Here is a 19362-nt window from a genome sequence, read left to right on the forward strand (position 1 = left end):
TTTAAGTTGGTTTAATTCGCATCCTAAAAGTAGCCTTGACGTTTCCTGTCTTCCATCGCAGATTCAGATCGCTTGTCGTCCGTTCTGTTACCGCGTTCGGTTTGGCGCATGCCTGAGACCTCATCTGCAATCTTCTCCAGAGTATCGGCATCTGATTCAATACCGCCTGTTATGGTTATATCACCGAGCGTTCTAAATCTAATTTTCTTGGTCACGACTTCCTCATGGCTCTCCAAGACTAAAAATTCTGAATTTGGGATCCAGCTGTCCTGTCTCCACACCACTTCACGCTCGTGGGCAAAGTACAAGGACGGGATGGCGATGTTCTCGCGCTTGATGTAATTCCAAACGTCCATTTCGGTCCAGTTACTTATTGGGAATGCCCTAAAATGCTCACCTTCAAAATGCTTCCCATTAAAAATATTCCACAATTCTGGTCTTTGATTTTTCGGGTCCCACTGTCCAAAATCGTCACGGTGTGAAAAGAAACGCTCCTTGGCACGTGCTTTTTCTTCATCGCGTCTTCCGCCACCAATGGCACAGTCTACTTTATTGGATTCTATCGCATCTAAAAGCGTGGTGATCTGTAAAGCATTACGTGTTGCGTTTTTTCCTTTTTCTTCGGAAACCCTTCCGCCGTTAATAGCCTCCTGAACAGAACCTACAATAAGCTGAATGCCTAGCTCTGATATAATATCATCTCTAAATTTAATGGTTTCAGGGAAGTTATGACCGGTATCCACATGCATCAAGGGAAACGGAATCTTCGCAGGATAAAACGCTTTTTTAGCTAAATGTGTGATCAAGATGGAATCCTTTCCGCCGGAAAATAAGATTACAGGGTTTTCGAATTGCGCCCAAACTTCGCGTAATACAAAAATGGCCTCGCTTTCTAATTCGTCCAGATAATTTAAGAAATATTTACTCATTGTCGAGGTGTAATTTTGGTGTTATAATAGCCATGATTCTTGTTATGGAATCTTCTAAAGTTTCTTTTTCGGTCTCAATTTCAATATCAGGACGCTCTGGTGCTTCGTAAGGCGCAGAAATCCCGGTCATATTTTCGATTTCGCCAGCTCTTGCTTTTTTATAAAGTCCTTTTACGTCGCGTCGCTCACATTCTTCTACGCTGGTATTGACAAAAACTTCGACAAAGTTAACATCTTTGACTGTAGTTTTAATATTCTCGCGATCTTTTCTGTAAGGTGACACAAAAGCTGCCAACACCACTACCCCGGCATCTACCATAAGGTTTGCTACTTCGGCGATGCGCCTAATATTTTCGGTACGGTCTTTTGGCGCAAAAGAAAGGTCACTATTGATGCCTTTTCTAATGTTATCACCATCAAGCGTGTAGGTCTTGATACCTTTATTGTGCAGTTGCTGCTCTATCAAATTGGCGATAGTGGATTTCCCTGATCCCGAAAGACCTGTAAACCAAACCAAAAACGATTTGTGTTTATTGCCAATGTTGCGATCAAGCTTAGTGATTTGATAGTCGTGGTCTTTGATGTTCTTTTCCATAAATCAGTCTTTTGTTCTTGATGGGAGTCCATAATTGACTTTATACCAAGCCCGTTCGTGAACATAATACAATATCATTTTGGTAACCACTTCAGCAGCCCCAATTTTAAGCCCAGTTAATGGGTTACCGGTAATAATCCAAGCCAAAGTCATTGTGTCTATGGTGCCTATCACTCTCCAGGTTACGGTTTTAGCGAAATGGCGTTTTCTGCTTTCTAAAACCTCACCATCTTTGGATAGGTTGATCTTAAACCAAACGCGTTCATGAAAATAGTACAAAACCATTTTTGTAAGCACCTCGGCCATGCCAATCTTTAATCCCGTAAGCGGGTTTCCGGAGATGATCCAAGACAGAATGATGGTATCTATGGTGCCTACTAAGCGCCAGGTGACCGCTTTTGCAATATGTCTTTTATGCGATTGGTCATTCATGGTTTGGCAACTAAAAACCAAGGATTCAGTAAATTTTCTTTGTTGTATAACAAGGATTGATTGGTGTCTTTGGAGATAACGGCAAGGCCTACCGCATTGCAAATGGCCTGTCCTGCTGCGGTATCCCACTCCATGGTTGGGGCAAAGCGCGGGTAAACATCTGCGCTGCCCTCTGCAACCAAACAGAATTTCAAGGAGCTTCCTTTGGAAACGATTTCAACCGCTTTTCCTTTTTCTTTTAATTCATCAATATAATCCACGGTTTCCTGGCTCATGTGCGACCTGCTGCCAACGACCTCAACGGTTGCTGAATGCTCCCCTTTTGGTTTTAGCAAGGTACAGGATGCTAAAATTTCATCTATCGCGCTGTCATGGGTTTCTAAAATCGCCTTATAAGCTTCATGGCGTGTTACATCTGCAAAATATAGGATTTTTGTTGCAGGCACATAAATGACGCCCAATTCTGGTTTGCCATCCTTTACCAAGGCGATATTGACTGTAAACTCGCCATTACGTTTTATAAACTCTTTGGTGCCATCAACAGGATCAACGACCCAGCACTGGTTCCAGCTCTTTCTAATGGAAAAATCGGTTTGCTTGTTTTCCTCGCTGATGATGGGAATTTTAGTTGGCAATAAAAAGGTATTGATAATGTCGTTTGCCTGCTTATCAGCTTCCGTTAGAGGCGACTTATCCGCTTTGAGTTCTACATCAAAAGCAGTGTCATACACTTGCATGATGACTTCGCCTGCTTTTAAAGAAGCCTCAATAGCGGTCTTTAAATTATTATTGATTTTTATACCAGTCATATACTTCGGATATTCCGTTTTTGAGATTCATTTTGTGTTTCCAGCCGAGAGCGTTCAGTTTGGATACATCGGTCAATTTCCTGAGTGTCCCATCTGGTTTATTGGTGTTATATACCAATTTACCTTCAAAGCCGACGATGGTCTTTATCATTTCCGCCAAGTCCTTTATGGAAATATCCTCGCCTGTACCAATATTGATGTGGGTATTGCGTGTTTCTTTATCTGCTTCGGAATAGGTGTCCTTAAAATCCCTGTTTTCCATAATAAAGACGCAGGCATCTGCCATATCCTTAGACCACAAAAATTCTCGTTTTGGCGCTCCACTTCCCCAGATCTCAACACTTTCTGAAGACACACCAAATTCCGACAAATAGTTTTTTGCTTCCGCTAAGGTCTTAAAACCGGTATCTTTTAATATCGCATCCTCGTTGTTTTCGCTGAGTAGTTTCGCCAAATGTAACTTACGTATCAAAGCTGGAAGCACATGGGACTTCTCCAAATCAAAATTATCGTTGGGTCCATAAAGGTTGGTAGGCATTACCGAGATAAAATTGGTGCCATACTGCAAATTATAGCTCTCGCACATCTTAATGCCTGCGATCTTTGCAATAGCGTAAGGCTCGTTGGTGTATTCTAAGGTATCGGTCAACAAATAAGACTCCTTCATGGGCTGAGGCGCATTTTTTGGATAAATACAAGTACTGCCCAAAAACAAGAGTTTTTTCACATTGTGAAGATGGCTTTGATGAATCACGTTGTTCTGGATCATCATGTTTTCATAGATAAAATCGGCACGATAAACATTGTTGGCGATGATGCCTCCAACTTTTGCAGCCGCTAAAAATACGTATTCAGGGATTTCGAGTTCAAAAAATTCCTGCACCGCCATTTGATTGCTTAAATCTAGCTGTGCATGGGTTCTAGTAACTATATTGCTATACCCTTTTTGCTGAAGATTCTCAAATATGGCAGAACCTACAAGACCACGATGCCCTGCAATGTATATTTTAGACTTTTTTTCCATAGCGATTTACTCAAAGTAGTTTTTAATGCGGTAACCGCCATCTTTTAGGTACTGCTGTTTATGCATCAAATCGAGATCACTGCTCATCATATCGGTAACCAGCGCCGCCAAGTCATATTCTGGTATCCAGCCTAATTTCTCCCTGGCTTTTGTGGCGTCACCAATCAATAACTCCACTTCGGTTGGTCTAAAATACTTCTCATCTACGGCAACGATTTCCTTGCCAATTTCTAAATTGTATTCGGCATTATTACAGGTTTTTATATAGCCTTTTTCGGCTGCACCTTCGCCCTTAAACTCCAATTCAATACCCACGTGACCAAAGCACATTTTCACAAAATCCCTAACCGTGGTGGTTACCCCTGTGGCAATTACCCAATCTTCAGGTTCATCGGCTTGAAGAATCATCCACATCATGCGAATGTAATCCTTAGCGTGTCCCCAATCGCGCTGCGCATCTAAATTTCCTAAAAAGATCTTATCTTGAAGCCCTAAAACAATTTTAGAGGTCGCTCTAGTGATTTTTCTGGTCACAAAGGTTTCACCTCTTATGGGCGATTCGTGATTGAAAAGAATGCCGTTACAAGCATACATCCCGTAAGCTTCGCGATAGTTGACGGTAATCCAATAGGCATACATCTTTGCCACCGCATAGGGGCTTCTTGGATAAAAAGGGGTGGTTTCTGTTTGTGGCACTTCCTGCACTTTTCCGTAAAGCTCAGAAGTTGAGGCTTGATAGATTTTGGTTTTCTTTTCCATCCCAAGAATACGAATGGCTTCCAGCAAGCGCAACGTTCCAATCCCGTCGGCATTGGCGGTATATTCGGGCATTTCAAAAGACACGGCTACGTGACTCATGGCAGCTAAGTTGTAGATTTCGTCTGGCTGCACTTCCTGAATGACTCTTATTAGGTTGGTGCTATCGGTAAGATCACCATAATGCAGAAAGAAATTCTGGTTTTCTACATGAGGATCTTGGTAAAGGTGATCAATTCTATCGGTATTGAAGAGCGATGAGCGTCTCTTAATCCCATGTACGATATAATCTTTTTTTAAGAGGAATTCACTTAGATAAGCGCCATCCTGGCCGGTAACTCCCGTGATAAGAGCGATTTTTTTTTGCATTGGTTCTGTGTATCTGTTAAAAAGGACTTCAAAATTCAACTATGTGCACATAGCAGCACAAAGGTATTCTTTTTGTTGTTTTTAACAAGATTAATTCACTGGCAGAACACTGTTTAGTTTAATACAGTTGGTCTATAACGGCATCAACACTGTTTCGCCAATCGAAGCTTTTTTGCATTAGGTTGTTGGCTTTTTGATTATCCATCACGCTGTATCTTGGTCGTTTGGCCTTGACCGGGAAGCTATCCACAGGGCTTACCAATTCTGTTTTATTCAGTTTTTTAGCAATTTGTTGTGCAAAACCATACCAGGTTGTTTCGCCTGAAGCTGAAAAATGATACAGTCCAAAATCTTCAGTTTTATTAGTGATTAGGAAAAGGATAAATTCCGCCAAATCAGCACAACTGGTAGGAGTGCCGGTTTCTGAAGTGACAATTTTGAGGGGCTCGTTGTTCTGCAATTTGGAAGCTATGGTTTTTGCAAAATTCTTTCCGTAGGGCGAATACAGCCAAGAGGTTCTAATGATGAAATAGTTTGAAAGCAATTCGGCAATGTACTGCTCACCCTTTAATTTGGAGGCGCCATAGGCATTTAAAGGGTTGGTTTGGTCGGTTTCGTTGTAAGGGCTTGTTTTGCTTCCGTCGAAGACATAATCTGTTGAGATATGGACAAGAATTGTGTTATGGATTTCGCAGACTTCCGCTAAAGACTTAACCGCTTCCGCATTGATTTTATAGGCTTGATCGGGTTCGCTTTCCGCCAATTCTACGTTGGTGTAGGCTGCACAATTGATGCAATAGTCGAAATCATGTGTTGAAAAAAACGCGTTTATGGCTTCGGAATTTGTGATGTCCAAATCGGCTCTGGAAACAAACACAAATTCCAAATGATCTGGTGTAGCCTTACTTTTCTCCTGAAACGTTTGCCCCAATTGTCCCGTAGCTCCTGTGACCAGTATTTTAGTTGCCATCACTATAGGTTTTAAAACTTGGCAATGCCTGGTCTTTTTCTGAAAGAATCAAGGTTTCCATTGGCAATTGCCAGTCTATGTTTAAGGTAGAATCGTTATAGGCAATGCCTGCTTCGGAATTCTTGTTGTAATACTCATCACACTTATAGCTAAAAATCGTATCATCTTCCAAGACCACAAACCCATGGGCAAAACCTTTGGGCACGAAAAATTGTTTTTTATTAGCAGCTGTAAGTACCACGGAAAGGTGCTGCCCATAAGTATCGGAATCCTTACGCAGATCCACACAAACATCCAAAACAGCCCCTTCGATGACCCGAACCAACTTGGCTTGGGCAAAATCGCCAGTTTGCAAATGCAGCCCTCTTAAAACGCCTTTTGAGGACTTGGATTGGTTATCTTGAACAAAATCAACTTCCAATCCCGTAAGTTCCAAGAATTTTGCCTTATTGAAGCTTTCAAAAAAATAACCACGCGCATCCTCAAATACGGTGGGTTCAATCACAAAACAGTCTTTTAAATGGGTTTCTTTAGCAATCATGAATTTCGTTTTAGCATGCCTAACAAATTTTTTCCGTAGCCACTTTTTATCAGTGGTTCTGCCAAGGCCTTAAATTCAGCTTCAGAGATAAAGCCCATCTCATAAGCGGCTGCTTCGATAGAGCCAATCATTAAGCCTTGACGCTCTTCAATGACCTCAACAAACTGTGAAGCTTGCATGAGCGACTGAAACGTGCCGGTATCCAGCCAAGCAGTTCCTCTATCCAAGATGCTCACGCTAAGCCTGCCTTGATCCAGATAGGCTTTATTGACATCGGTAATTTCCAATTCGCCTCGATGACTGGGTTTGATGTTTTTGGCAATTTCTACAACAGTATTGTCATAGAAATAAATACCAGGGACTGCGTAATTGGACTTAGGGTTTTCAGGTTTCTCTTCCAAGGATATCACTTTACCTTCGGCATTGAATTCTGCCACGCCATAACGTTCTGGATCGTGCACGTGATAGGCGTAGATAATGCCACCGTCTGGATTGCTATTGGCTTGCAACAGTTTTGAAAGCCCCGAGCCATAAAAAATATTATCACCTAAAATGAGCGCAACCTTATCTGTACCAATAAATTTTTCGCCGATAATGAACGCTTCAGCTAAACCGTTTGGCGCATCTTGTATTTCGTATTCAAAAGTACATCCATATTTTTTTCCATCGCCCAATAAATCCTTAAACAAAGGCAGGTCTTTTGGGGTGGAGATGATCAAAATATCCTTGATACCAGCTTGCATTAAGGTGGATAAAGGATAGTAGATCATGGGTTTATCATAAACAGGCATCAATTGTTTGCTTATGGTCAAGGTCAATGGATGTAAACGTGTGCCAGATCCTCCTGCAAGTATAATTCCTTTCATATTGTTTTAATTGTACTGTTTTTGATAATAGTTTTGATAGTCGCCACTCGTCACGTTGCGCAACCAATTTTCATTGGATAAATACCAATCAATGGTCTTGCTCAATCCTTCCTCGAAAGTCACTGATGGTCTCCAGCCCAACTCGCTTTCAATTTTTGAAGCATCAATCGCGTATCTCAAATCGTGTCCTGGCCGGTCTTTGACGTAGGTGATCAATTGTTCTGAGCTTCCTTTTTCACGTCCCAACTTCTCATCCATTTGCTCACATAATATCTTGACCAGATCGATATTTTTCCACTCGTTGAAACCGCCAATATTATAGGTTTCGTGATTTTTTCCCTCACGGAATACCAGATCGATGGCTCTAGCATGATCAATAACAAACAACCAATCCCGGGTGTAATTGCCATCGCCATAAACCGGGAGAGGCTTGTTGTTGATGATGTTATTTATGAATAACGGAATCAATTTTTCTGGAAATTGATTGGGACCATAATTATTGGAGCAGTTGGTAATCACATAAGGCATTCCGTAGGTTTCGCCGTAAGCTCTTACAAAATGATCTGAGCTCGCTTTGGAAGCGGAATAAGGCGAATTTGGATCGTAAGAAGTGGTTTCCTTAAACAAGCCCGTTTTACCCAAACTGCCATAAACCTCATCGGTACTGATGTGATAGAACAGTTTATTCTTGAAATCCTCTTTCCAAATTGTTTTAAACGCGTTGAGCAAGTTCATGGTGCCAATAACATTGGTTCTCACAAACGCCAAAGGATCTATAATGGAACGATCTACGTGTGACTCGGCAGCCAAATGGATGACGCTCTCAAACTCGTATTTTGTGAACAACTCATTTATAAAAGCCTCATCGTTGATGTCTCCTTTTATAAACGTATAATTTGGTTGATGCTCTATGCTACTCAGGTTTTCAAGATTCCCAGCATAAGTGAGTGCATCTAAATTGTAGATGTGGCTATCTGGATAGGTTTCAACAAACAATTTAACAACGTGAGAGCCTATAAAACCTGCACCTCCTGTAATCAATATTTTTTTCATGCCGCTTTGTTCTTTCTTTCAAAATCACTCAAATACCTGTTGAAATTGGCCAAAATAATAAATAATACCATAACACCTAGTGAAATGAGGATATACCATTTCAAGTTTTTGTTTTTTGCCTTGATGCCAATATTAGTAAAACCAGAGACTACGTTGATGGTGCTTTCCATTTGAGCCTTGCTTTCAAACACATCTCGCAACCTGTATTGGTATTTGGTCTCAATCTCAAAAAGTTCAAGCTCCGTGTTTTTTCTTTGTCCATCGGGACCAAGATAAAAATTGTTGCTTGAACCAGATTCGTTATTGTTTTTAGAATTGTTCAACATGGCCGTTTTGTAAGCTGCCCTTAAACTGTCAATATCAGACAAGGATTGGTTGATTTCCCGTTCCATTTGGTCAAGGTTTTCGATTTCGGCTTTTTTTAAGGCTTCAACATAGGCCGTGGTAGGAATATTAATGATATTATCTTTAATTTTTCCGTAGATATCATAGGCGGTTGAGTTTACAGTAATCGCATATTGATCAAAATCTGGCTCTTCCAAGCTTTCCTTGTAAGCTTCAAATGAAACATCCTTTAACACCAACGTATCTGTTTGCTTTACGAATTGATTATAGCCCTTAATCTTCGTATTCTCATTGGTTTTAGCCTCAATGGAAATAGATGAGATTTTCGCCGCATCCGTTTCAGAAATTTTGAGCATTTTAGCCAGGTTTATGGAGTCGTTACTTTCTACCAGCTGCCCATAAAGCTCAATAGTTGTAATGAGCTGGCTATTGGCTTGAAAATTTGGCTCCACAATCATTGTAGAGGTGTAATAATCCTTCTCAAAGCGGTCTGATATAAACCCAATTACAAAGCCAACAACTATAGCAAGACCCAGTTTTACAATGTTGTTCCTGATAAAAAGTGCTAAAAGCAAAATAGTTTTGAGAATAAACTCAAAAATACTTACGATAAAATCAAATAGGGCTTTAAATGCTTTACCTATCAAATTGAAAATCTGACTGATATCGACCTCTTCCGATTTTTGCTCTGGTGTGTTTTCGTTCATATTTTTTAGTTAATTAAATATCTGTCCTAAAATGGTTCTGGTAATCAAATAAGTTGGTTTTACGCCAGAAGTGCCTAAACCACCAGATGCTAAAGTGCCCCCAGTTTCTAAAGGGTTATCACTCGCATAGTAAGCGTATCTCACTTTCACATCTGGTCTAATGCTACCACGCACCTTTGCAGCTGCCTGTATGGCTTTTTGATAGTGTGCCCCTTCCATTTCCAAACCAATCACATTCCAAGTGGAATTGAAGAAGAATTTCAAGATTTCCTTGTTTTGCAAAGAGGTCCCTAATACTGTAATCATTGTGCCTTCACAAATGGCCACACCTTGGTTGTCTAAATGGCTTTTTGAAAGTTCGTTGTGAAACGGATAATTATCGGCAGTACCCTCAAAAATGTGTGCAGACGGGATCATAATGTCGCCTTTTCCGCCTTCCAAAATACCGGCTTTTCCCATTAAGGAGACCGACTCAACATTTAAAAACACCTTTTCCTTATCAACCTTGAATGGCTTTAGCAGCTCATCCATGGTTTCATAAGCTTGTTCCCCAAAGGCATAATCCATAACAATTATTACGGGTTTTTCGCCGTCTTCAAAGGACTTTCCTACCTTAAAATCGGACTTTGAAAAATCTATTTTTTCAGTATCAAAAATCTGTACGTCAATATTGGTTCCAGAAGTGTCCTTGATGTAGATCATTCCATTTTGTAAGGCCTCCTTGGTCACTTTATTTCTAATGGTCTCACTATCACTTTTACTCAGGGCTTCGTAAACCGAAAAAATATCCTTTTTATTAGCCATGCCTTTAAGGGCATTTGGCGCAAAAATGGAATTCATCACACTGTGCATATTGGCACTAATAATGTGTATTGGTCGGTTAATGAGCTTGTTTTTATGTAAGGTTTCCTTGATATGATCGGCCCAAATCTCACCGTGTATGTGATGCCCCAAACGCTCTCTTAACACTGGGCTAAAAGTGACGGTTCGTTTATTGTTGTTGATGACCTCTTCAATGGCCAATTTGCCCAACCAATACACCACGTGAAGCAAGCGCTCTGGTTTGGTGTTGGTAGTAAATTGATGGTGCGCATTGGTAAGCTCATCAAAGGTTCTACCCAATATGTTGGCAGTATGCGTTAAGGCTATTTCCCGTTCTTTTTGAGTGAGTTTTTTTGTAGATAGCACCGCGTTTTCAAGCTTTACCCAATCCCTTGTGGTAGCGCCATTCTCATCTATAAGTACTTTTTTACTAATCTTATGAGACTCCACGAACATAAAGGTAAGGTGGGTAAGGATGTCGTATATTTCAGATCGGCCTCGGGTGACTTCAATATTCATCTGTTCATCATCAATACGGTAGCAGTTGCGTCGTCGTTTTGGAGGTATGATGGTCTTAAAATGTGAGTTTCCGTAGCCTTCATCACTAGTTAAATTGATAAAGGTACACTCCTCAATTCCCTGAGGCAATCTATCGATAACATATAATAAGCCTTCAAGCTCAGCCTTTTCATCGGCAATGGAGCCGTAAATTTCTGGTCTTAAAATTAAAAGCGACTCCCTCAAGGTTTCGCCCGAAATGCCCATTGGCTTATAAAAACCTCTATTAAAAAGGTGGCGCATCGTGATGTACATCCTTTCAATAGCATTTGAGCTTTCTTGCGCCCTGGTTCTTTCGTGATATTTCTTTTTGTTCATTTACTGTTAATTTGCGGGCAAATATAGCATTAATTAAGTAAATCCTCTTGCAGCAACGCGTCGGCTATTTTACGATCGTTCGCCAACCGTGGCAATTTGTTTTGGCCTCCCAATTTGCCGATGGATTTCATATAATCCTGAAATCCGTTCTTTTTTACTGCTGTTATTTTTAATGGCTGAAGTACCTTGCCTAAAATCAAATCCTTATAATAGCTATTTTGATTCTGTAAGGATTGGTCTATGTCTTTCGCTAATGCGGAAGGGTTTTCGGGTTCATTTTCAAATTCTATAAACCATTCGTGATAGGGCAAGCCAGCGCTCGGATTGATTTGTGGGGCAACCGTAAACTCTGAGACCTGAATCTTAGAAACTTCCGTAGCTATTTTTAGCGCCTGCTCAACCTCCGATCCTATCACGTGCTCACCAAAGGCAGATATAAAATGTTTGATACGCCCAGAAACAATGATGCGATACGGTTTTATGGAGGTAAATTGAATGGTATCGCCAATGTTGTAAGCCCATAGCCCCGCATTTGTAGAAATCAGCATCACGTAATTAACGCCCGTTTTTACATTGGCGATGGTTAATCGCTCGGGCTGCTCTTCAAAAAAGGTTTCAGCTTCAACAAATTCATAGAACATGCCAGAATTTAACTGAAGCAACATCCCTTTTTCATGTTGTTTATCTTGATAGGCAAAAAACCCTTCACTGGCAGGATAGAGTTCTATGCTATCCACCTTACGTCCAATCAAGTTCTCAAATTTTGACCGGTAAGGTTCAAAGTTGACACCTCCAAAAATAAACAAGTTGAAATTTGGGAATACCTCGCCCACTTTTTTGCCGGTTTTTTCAAGAATTTTTTCAAAATACATTTGCACCCAGGAAGGGATGCCTGAAATCACAGTCATATCCTCTGGTAAAGTTTCTTCAACAATGGCTTCCACTTTGGTTTCCCAATCTTCAATGCAGTTGGTTTCCCATGAAGGCATTCGGTTTTTTTGTAAATATTTAGGCACATAATGGGCCACAATCCCAGATAATCGCCCCAATTGAATGCCATTCTTTTCGTTTAAGATTGGGCTTCCCTGTAAAAAGATCATTTTGCCATCTACAAGACCACTATTGCCAGTTTCGGCAATGTAGAGGAGAATTGCATTTCGGGCGGCTTCTACGTGTGTGGGCATGCTCTCTTTGGTCAAGGGGATGTATTTTGCCCCTGATGTGGTACCCGATGTTTTTGCGAAATAAAGCGGCTTCCCCTTCCAAAGCACATCTTCTTCTCCAGCCACAACACGATCTACGTAAGGCTTTAAATCTTCGTAGTCCCTAATAGGTACCCTTTTTGCAAAATCTTGATAGGTCTTAATTTCTGAAAAACCATGATCTTGACCAAAAACGGTATGACTCGCTTCTTCAATGAGTTTTTCAAAAACCTTTTGCTGGGTTTCTAAAGGCGTGTTGACCCATTTTAAAACAGACCGCTTTACGCTTTTGGCAAATAGTTTGGCTAAAAAAGGTTTTATGGATAGCATTAATTAAAGTCTATAAAGTTAGTTGGGTTTAAAGGATAGCCTCTATTCCAAAGCTCAAAATGTAAGTGTGGTCCCGTGGTAAGCTCCCCTGTGTTTCCTGTCATGGCAATAACTTCGCCAGATTTTACAAGATCCCCTTGTTCTTTTGTTAAGGATGCATTGTGCTTATAAACCGAAATGAGCTCATAGCTGTGCTCGATTATAATGACGTACCCTGTTTCAATGGTCCATTCGGCAAAGATAATAGTACCATCTGCTGTGGCCTTGACTGGCGTATTATTGGGCACCACTATATCTACTGCATAATGTTTGTTCTTGATATCATAGCCTTCAGAAATCTGACCATTTACAGGTGGAAACAATACAAAATTTGAGGTGGATTTTGCTGCATCAAAAAGGTTGTACTTGTCTTCTTTGTCCACCAATTCCCTTAAAATGGAATCTTCTTTTGAGGGTGTCAAATTAATGTTGTCGGCATCAATTTTAGCAGCTTCAATCAAGGAGTCTTTATTAATATTTACCGCTTTAATATCGCCAGTAAGCACCTTTTTAATCGAACCGTAGTATTGTTCGTTGAGGTTTATGACATTTTGTAAAGAATCGGTTTTATAATTCAAAAATGTGGCTTTCTTTTTCAAAGCGGTCGAAGAATAGCCTGGTATGAATTCTTTTAAGGAAGTAAAGGCAATTAGAAAAATGGTGCCTGCAACAAGCAAAATTGAACTTATTGCAACAATGACAAACACATTTAAACGGGTTAACTTGATCGCAAAACGCTCTTCAAAGGTGTCCTCGTTCAATACCACTAAACGGTATTTGTGAAGTAACTTTTTTTTGAATTTCTTGTTTTTTTCCGTTTTCGCCATTGTGCCACAAAATTAAATAAAATATGCCCAAGTTCTGTTGAAGCTACCAAAGTTTCCTTGAATAGGTAATAAGGTTTAAATAAAACCAGATGCCTTTTTTTTTCGTAACTATGATAGAGCCTTAAAAATTCAAGGCTTCTCAATTGACTATTCGAAGTTTTACAAAGGTCAATAGTTATAATTAAAAGAGTATTAACGCATATATTGAAGTTTAATTATTAAATTTGTGCCACTAAATTCATCATTATGACAGCATCAAGTATATTCTTAGCTTTCGGGGCATGGCAAATTATTTTAATTGTCATTGTCGTGTTACTTTTATTTGGAGGTAAAAAAATTCCTGAACTCATGCGAGGCCTAGGTAGTGGCATTAAGGAATTTAAGGACGCCAGTAAGGAAGAAGATGAAAACCCCTCACCTACTCAGGCTCAGTCTTCAACCCAAACGCCAACGCCTTCTCCAGTTGATAAGAAAGAAGATCGAACGCATTAAACCTTTTTTTCTACATAAACCACAATAAAAAAGGGTCAACTTTATAAAGTTGACCCTTTTTTATTGTGGTTTATTAATGGCAAATGGCTATTTGATACTCGCACTTTTAAGGATCGACTCCAACTCAAACATGTAATCTCTTTTCTCTACTGAAGGGGCAAACACATAACCTTCAATAATCACATATCTATTATTGATCTTGTCTTCAATGGCGTAATTGATAAACGGCCCAGACATGAATGCATTCTTCACATCCCAAAGCCCTTTGGTCTCATAGGCCGGTTTATTATCTAAAATGGTTTTGGAAATAAAGGGTGTAAAGGCATCTTCCGTTGCCAAATATGAACCTTCCAAAGGCCCTTCAATGTATTTTTTACCCACACTGTCACGTACTCTAACAATATCGACCACAGTGCTGTCTCCAGATCTAATAGCAGATAAAGGCACCTCATAGACCATCATATCAATAGTGCCTGTTTTAATATCACGTCTTAACCAAAAGAAATTATCTTCGGCCTTTGCCATACGATAAGCGGTTGGAAAGTTCATAGAAACACCCAAGTCTTTTTCTAAATCCTTATCATTAAAAAGCGATTTAGAGATGCGTCTCTGCTTTTCAGTGATTTCTTGTTTATTAAAAGCGTCAATGATCTTTGCCGCGTTCATTTCTATCTGTTCAATGATTTCTTCGTTGGTTTTGCCAGAAATGACCACCACGATTTGCGGCCTAGCATAACTATCTTGTGCTATTTGGGTATTGGCTTCCTTTCCTTTTTCAATTTTGAGAACCGTTCTGTTCTTTCTTGCAAACCCTTCAAATACCTCAGGTGGCATTTGTTTCATGGCAAATAAAGGTTCTTCAACCGAAAGACCTTCTACCGGGGCTGCCAAGACTCTCCTTATGGTCTCACCAACATTGTTTTCCCATAAAAGGTTGTCGGCCACAACAACGATACTATTAATGTTTCCAGAAGAACTTGAAACAATTCTCTTGGCGTCTTCATCTTGACACGAGAAACAAAAAATTAAACTGATTAGAATTAAGAATGTACTTTTCATTATTGGTTGCGTTTACACGAGCTCATTTTGAAACAATAAGCGTGGTTCCTATTTTTAAATTGTTACCACTAATATCGTTCCATTCTTTAATATTATCTACAGAAACACCAGGAAATTTTTGGGATATGCTCCAAATCGAATCACCTTGCTTAACTTTATAGGTGGTTTTACCTGCTGAATTAACCGTTTTTTTTGGAGTTACCGTACCCACGGGCGTTTTGCTAGCAGAAGGATTATTAGGATAGATGGTTAAGCGTTGGCCGACTTTCAAATTATTGCTTCTCAACCCATTCCAACTCTTTATCTGGCTTACCCGTACTCCATACTTTCTGGCTATTTTTCCTAAATAATCTCCAGAACTTACCCGATACGTGGATTTACTATTGCTGTCAAAAAATTGAGGAAGCGGTTTTTCACGCTTATCAAACTCCAATTGGGCAAAATTGTAGATCGCATCTTCATTGCTTACAAACTTACCCACTACAGATCTGGGAAGTCTCAAAGTATAATTTTTACCTTCTATGTAAGGAATTACATCCAATTTATAGGAAGGATTTAAAAACTGAAGCTCCTCAATGGGTACCTCCAATAATTCTGAAACCTGATCTAAGGTGATCATTTTTTTAACATGAATGGTGTCTGTTTCCACATAATGATAGTTAGGTCGTTCTTTTTTGAACCCGTGCTCTTCAGCAAACTCGAAAATGTACATGGTTGCTAAAAATGCCGGTAAATAACCAGCCGTTTCACGTGGAAGATAAGGTCTAATATTCCAATAGTTCTCATAACCTCCAGATCTTCTAATCGCTTTGCTCACGTTGCCTGGGCCAGAATTATAAGCTGCAAGCGCCAAATCCCAGTCGCCAAAAATCTCGTAAAGCTTTGCCAAATATTTACTGGCTGCAACCGTTGACTTCACTGGGTCACTGCGCTCATCAACATAGCTACTTACGCTAAGGTCATATTCTTTACCAGTAGCAAACATGAATTGCCAAAGCCCAGTGGCACCAACGCGAGATTTTGCACGCGGTTTTAATGCCGACTCTACGATTGCCAAATATTTGACCTCCAAGGGAATGTCGTAATTATCTAATGATTCCTCAAATAATGGAAAATAATAATCACTCAAAGTCATTAATCGCGACAATGAATTTCTACGATGTTTTAAATAAGATTTTATCACATTCTCCAATGAGGGATTGTATGCAATGTTAAAAGGCGTTCGGGCATTGAGCTGCTCAAGTCTCAGCTTCAGGGTATCGGTAGGCAACTCTGGATAATCCACTTCAGTATAATCCATCTCAGTGACCGATTCATAAATACTATCAAACAGGTTATTGCTGTACAGTTCTTCCAACCACTTTTGGTCTATTGCGGCGGCGATTTTATGGTCTTTTAGAGCTTTCATCGCAGCAAGATCTAGTGCTTCCTCAATTTTGAATTCTTTTCTGTAAAAAGATTTGCCATCGATAATAGTATCGACAACATAGGTTTCGCCATCGATGAAATCGGCTTTGGAAATACGCGATTTTTCAGATGACTGCGGAATGGGATTCTGGGAAAAAGAAATCCTTCCGAAGCATAAAAATGCTAGACTTAGGGTAAATAGCTTAAGCTTCATTGACAACAGTAGTTTTATCTATCAACGATAGATTGACGAAAATCGTATTTTTTTTGCTCTAATGAAAGAGAGATTTAGGTTTTAACAGCCCATCTGCGCCTTAAATAGTGCTAACACTAGAGCAGGCCAAAACAATTTAGTCCAATATCGCCGCAATGCCCGGTAAGGTCTTACCTTCCAAACTCTCTAGCATGGCTCCACCTCCAGTGCTCACATAACTTACCTTATTTTCAAAGCCAAACTGTTTTACTGCAGAAACGGAATCACCACCACCTACAAGTGAAAAGGCGCCATTCTTAGTTGCTTCAGCTATAGCCTCTCCTAAAGAAATTGTGCCTTTCGCAAAGTTTTCCATTTCAAAAACACCCAAAGGTCCGTTCCATAAAATGGTTTTGCATTTCAGCACCACATCGTGGAACATTTGATTGGTTTTTGGTCCTGCGTCCAGACCTTGCCAACCATCAGGAATTTTATCGACTTCAACAATTTGAGTATTGGCATCGTTTGCAAAATCATCTGCTGCGACCACGTCCACAGGCAAGTGTATTTTAACATTTTTAGCTTTGGCTTCGTTTAAAATTTCCAGCGCTAATTCCATTTTATCATCCTCACAGATAGAATCGCCAACTTTTCCGCCTTGGGCTTTTATAAACGTGTACGTCATACCTCCGCCAATGATCAAGTGGTCCACCTTATCCAGAATGTTTTCAATAATGGTTATTTTAGAAGACACTTTTGCACCACCTAAAATTGCCAAAACCGGCTTTTCGCCAGTTTTCATGACCTTATCAATACTTTCGATCTCTTGAGCGAGTAATTTTCCGAAGCATTTTTTATCTGGAAAAAACTGAGCAATCACCGTAGTGGATGCATGCGCTCTATGTGCGGTTCCAAAGGCATCGTTGACGTAAATATCTCCTAATTTGGATAGTTTCTCAGCAAATTCAGCATCACCGCTAGTTTCCTCTTCATGAAATCGCAGGTTCTCCAACATTACAATTTCCCCTGGTTGTAGGTTTGCAACTGCTTTTTGGGCTGCTTCTCCAACACTATCAGTGGCAAACTTGACCTCTACCCCTAAGACATCCTCTACTTTTTTAACAATATGTTTCAAAGAAAATTTGTCTTGTACCCCCTTCGGTCTTCCAAGGTGTGACATCAAAATACAACTTCCGCCATCTTCAAGAATCTTCATGATGGTAGGTTTTGCAGATTCAATTCTGTTGGCATCGGTCACTTCAAATGCATCATTTAAAGGGACATTAAAATCGACGCGTATCAACGCTTTCTTATTTTTAAAATTAAAATCGTTTATTGTTTTCATTGCTCTGTATTTTGATGTTAGAACACAAATGTAAGTAATTATCATTCGTCTTTGAATTGGATTTTCAAGAAAACCATTGCAGCGCTGAGATTTGTGCTGCTTTCAAATATAATTCAGAAAATTTAAAAAACTGCTAAGCAACTCGATGCTTCATTGGTTTCGTGCTATAAAGAATCAAAAAAAATATGTAGGTTTGCTCTATGTTGTTTTCAGAAATTTTAGGACAAGAGCACATCAAAAAACACTTGACCACAAGTGCCGATTTTGGTCGGGTGCCGCATGCGCAGTTATTTGTGGGACCTGAAGGTTCAGGCACATTACCCATGGCAATTGCCTATGCCCAATACTTGCTTTGCAAGAACACAAATTCTGAAAACTCTCAGGGCAAGGAAGCTTGCAATATGAAGTTTAAAAACCTTTCACACCCTGATCTGCATTTCGCCTTCCCCGTTGCGACAACAGAGGCAGTAAAGAAACATCCAGTATCAAAACTCTTTATGCAGGAGTGGCGACAACTTATTGAAAAACAGCCCTATGGCAACTTGTTTGACTGGTATAGAACCTTAGGTATAGAAAACAAACAAGGTCAAATTGGCGTGGATGAAGCTCAAGAAATTGTGAAATCATTGTCTCTAAAAGCCTATGAAGGCGGGTTTAAGCTAATGATCGTTTGGATGGCAGAAAAAATGAATACTGCAGCCTCCAACAAGCTTTTGAAACTCATTGAAGAACCACCAGACAAAACGATTTTTATCTTAATTGCAGAAGATGAAGAACAAATTATAAATACGATTAAGTCCCGATGCCAACTTCTAAGATTTCCACGATTGGCAGAGCAGGTCATAAAGGAGGCGCTCGTTAAAAACTTTCAACTCAAAGAAGCAGATGCTTTAAAAATCGCGCTACAAAGTAACGGCAATTACAATAAAGCCTGCGATTTGGTGTATAGCGACAGTGAAGATACGCAGTTTGAGGAGTGGTTTGTATATTGGATTCGCGCTGCCTTTAAAGCCAAGGGGAATAAAAGCGCCATTCATGATTTGATGTCGTGGAGCGAAACATTGGCTAGGACAGGACGAGAGACTCAAAAGCAATTCCTAAATTTTTGTTTGGATTATTTTAGGCAAGCTTTGCTTTTGAATTACAAAGCAGATGACTTGGTGTTTATGCAGCCACAAACCGAATTTAAATTAGAGAAATTTGCCCCTTTTGTTCATGGCAACAACATCATGGAGATTTCTAGCGAGCTTCAAGATGCCATTTATCATATTGAGCGCAACGGCAATTCAAAAATCATTCTTACAGACCTATCCATAAAACTGACCCGCCTTTTACATCAAAAAGCCGACTCATGAGTCGGCTTTTTAAGATTGC

19 protein-coding genes are annotated in these 19362 nt (G+C 39.9%); 2 read left to right on the forward strand and 17 right to left on the reverse strand.

The genetic code is table 11. The features are described from left to right. Nucleotides 1–23 precede the first annotated feature (23 nt). From cysD to ESY88_RS15075, 14 genes are all read right to left on the reverse strand, one after another. The gene (cysD, locus tag ESY88_RS15010; protein WP_147086062.1) at nt 24–929 is read right to left on the reverse strand and encodes a sulfate adenylyltransferase subunit CysD; all 906 of its coding nucleotides are present in this window, start codon (nt 927–929) and stop codon (nt 24–26) included. After that, complete coding sequence (gene cysC / locus ESY88_RS15015; protein WP_147086063.1) at nt 922–1524, reverse strand: adenylyl-sulfate kinase; 603 nt, start codon at nt 1522–1524, stop codon at nt 922–924. The genes cysD and cysC overlap by 8 nt, the downstream gene beginning before the upstream one ends. A gap of 3 nt (nt 1525–1527) precedes the next feature. Next, nucleotides 1528–1956, reverse strand: a complete 429-nt coding sequence (locus ESY88_RS15020) for a DUF2061 domain-containing protein (RefSeq protein ID WP_147086064.1) — start codon at nt 1954–1956, stop codon at nt 1528–1530. Further along, a complete protein-coding gene (gene cysQ / locus ESY88_RS15025) occupies nt 1953–2765 on the reverse strand; it encodes a 3'(2'),5'-bisphosphate nucleotidase CysQ (protein ID WP_147086065.1) in 813 nt (270 codons plus the stop codon). Before cysQ ends, ESY88_RS15020 begins: the two co-directional genes overlap by 4 nt. After that, nucleotides 2743–3789, reverse strand: a complete 1047-nt coding sequence (locus tag ESY88_RS15030) for a GDP-L-fucose synthase family protein (protein WP_147086066.1) — start codon at nt 3787–3789, stop codon at nt 2743–2745. Before ESY88_RS15030 ends, cysQ begins: the two co-directional genes overlap by 23 nt. A 6-nt stretch (nt 3790–3795) precedes the next feature. Continuing rightward, a complete protein-coding gene (gene gmd / locus ESY88_RS15035) occupies nt 3796–4914 on the reverse strand; it encodes a GDP-mannose 4,6-dehydratase (protein ID WP_147086067.1) in 1119 nt (372 codons plus the stop codon). Nucleotides 4915–5032: 118 nt separating this feature from the next. Continuing rightward, nucleotides 5033–5884 carry a dTDP-4-dehydrorhamnose reductase gene (gene rfbD, locus ESY88_RS15040; RefSeq protein WP_147086068.1) on the reverse strand — a complete coding sequence of 284 codons (852 nt, stop codon included), beginning with the start codon at nt 5882–5884 and terminating at the stop codon, nt 5033–5035. Further along, nucleotides 5874–6425 carry a dTDP-4-dehydrorhamnose 3,5-epimerase gene (rfbC, locus tag ESY88_RS15045; protein ID WP_147086069.1) on the reverse strand — a complete coding sequence of 184 codons (552 nt, stop codon included), beginning with the start codon at nt 6423–6425 and terminating at the stop codon, nt 5874–5876. The genes rfbD and rfbC overlap by 11 nt, the downstream gene beginning before the upstream one ends. Next, on the reverse strand, nt 6422–7291 hold the full coding sequence (rfbA, locus tag ESY88_RS15050) for a glucose-1-phosphate thymidylyltransferase RfbA (RefSeq protein ID WP_147086070.1): 870 nt from the start codon (nt 7289–7291) through the stop codon (nt 6422–6424). Before rfbA ends, rfbC begins: the two co-directional genes overlap by 4 nt. A gap of 6 nt (nt 7292–7297) precedes the next feature. Next, entirely contained in the window at nt 7298–8344 is a 1047-nt protein-coding gene (rfbB, locus tag ESY88_RS15055; protein ID WP_147086071.1) for a dTDP-glucose 4,6-dehydratase, read from the reverse strand. Then, on the reverse strand, nt 8341–9396 hold the full coding sequence (locus ESY88_RS15060) for a hypothetical protein (RefSeq protein ID WP_147086072.1): 1056 nt from the start codon (nt 9394–9396) through the stop codon (nt 8341–8343). Before ESY88_RS15060 ends, rfbB begins: the two co-directional genes overlap by 4 nt. Before the next feature lie 9 nt (nt 9397–9405). Next, nucleotides 9406–11094 carry a DUF6909 family protein gene (locus ESY88_RS15065; RefSeq protein ID WP_147086073.1) on the reverse strand — a complete coding sequence of 563 codons (1689 nt, stop codon included), beginning with the start codon at nt 11092–11094 and terminating at the stop codon, nt 9406–9408. 29 nt (nt 11095–11123) lie between these two features. Then, nucleotides 11124–12626 carry a GH3 auxin-responsive promoter family protein gene (locus ESY88_RS15070; protein WP_147086074.1) on the reverse strand — a complete coding sequence of 501 codons (1503 nt, stop codon included), beginning with the start codon at nt 12624–12626 and terminating at the stop codon, nt 11124–11126. Further along, complete coding sequence (locus ESY88_RS15075; protein ID WP_147086075.1) at nt 12626–13492, reverse strand: M23 family metallopeptidase; 867 nt, start codon at nt 13490–13492, stop codon at nt 12626–12628. The genes ESY88_RS15070 and ESY88_RS15075 overlap by 1 nt, the downstream gene beginning before the upstream one ends. A gap of 246 nt (nt 13493–13738) precedes the next feature. Between ESY88_RS15075 and ESY88_RS15080 the strand changes: the two genes are divergently transcribed. Beyond that, nucleotides 13739–13984: a twin-arginine translocase TatA/TatE family subunit gene (locus ESY88_RS15080; RefSeq protein WP_147086076.1), complete on the forward strand. Its 246-nt coding sequence runs from the start codon at nt 13739–13741 to the stop codon at nt 13982–13984. An 87-nt stretch (nt 13985–14071) separates the two neighbouring features. Here the strand turns inward: ESY88_RS15080 and ESY88_RS15085 are convergent, their stop codons facing one another. From ESY88_RS15085 to ESY88_RS15095, 3 genes are all read right to left on the reverse strand, one after another. After that, complete coding sequence (locus tag ESY88_RS15085) at nt 14072–15043, reverse strand: DUF4837 family protein (RefSeq protein WP_147086077.1); 972 nt, start codon at nt 15041–15043, stop codon at nt 14072–14074. Between the two features lie 22 nt (nt 15044–15065). Beyond that, nucleotides 15066–16664 carry a LysM peptidoglycan-binding domain-containing protein gene (locus tag ESY88_RS15090; protein WP_147086078.1) on the reverse strand — a complete coding sequence of 533 codons (1599 nt, stop codon included), beginning with the start codon at nt 16662–16664 and terminating at the stop codon, nt 15066–15068. Between the two features lie 136 nt (nt 16665–16800). Next, nucleotides 16801–17988, reverse strand: coding sequence for a phosphoglycerate kinase (locus ESY88_RS15095; protein ID WP_147086079.1), 1188 nt, complete (start codon nt 17986–17988; stop codon nt 16801–16803). A 200-nt stretch (nt 17989–18188) separates the two neighbouring features. Here ESY88_RS15095 and ESY88_RS15100 point away from each other — a divergent pair, with 200 nt between their 5' ends. Beyond that, the gene (locus ESY88_RS15100; protein ID WP_147086080.1) at nt 18189–19343 is read left to right on the forward strand and encodes a DNA polymerase III subunit; all 1155 of its coding nucleotides are present in this window, start codon (nt 18189–18191) and stop codon (nt 19341–19343) included. Nucleotides 19344–19362 lie beyond the last annotated feature (19 nt).

Source organism: Subsaximicrobium wynnwilliamsii, assembly GCF_007997225.1.
Lineage (GTDB): Bacteria > Bacteroidota > Bacteroidia > Flavobacteriales > Flavobacteriaceae > Psychroserpens > Psychroserpens wynnwilliamsii.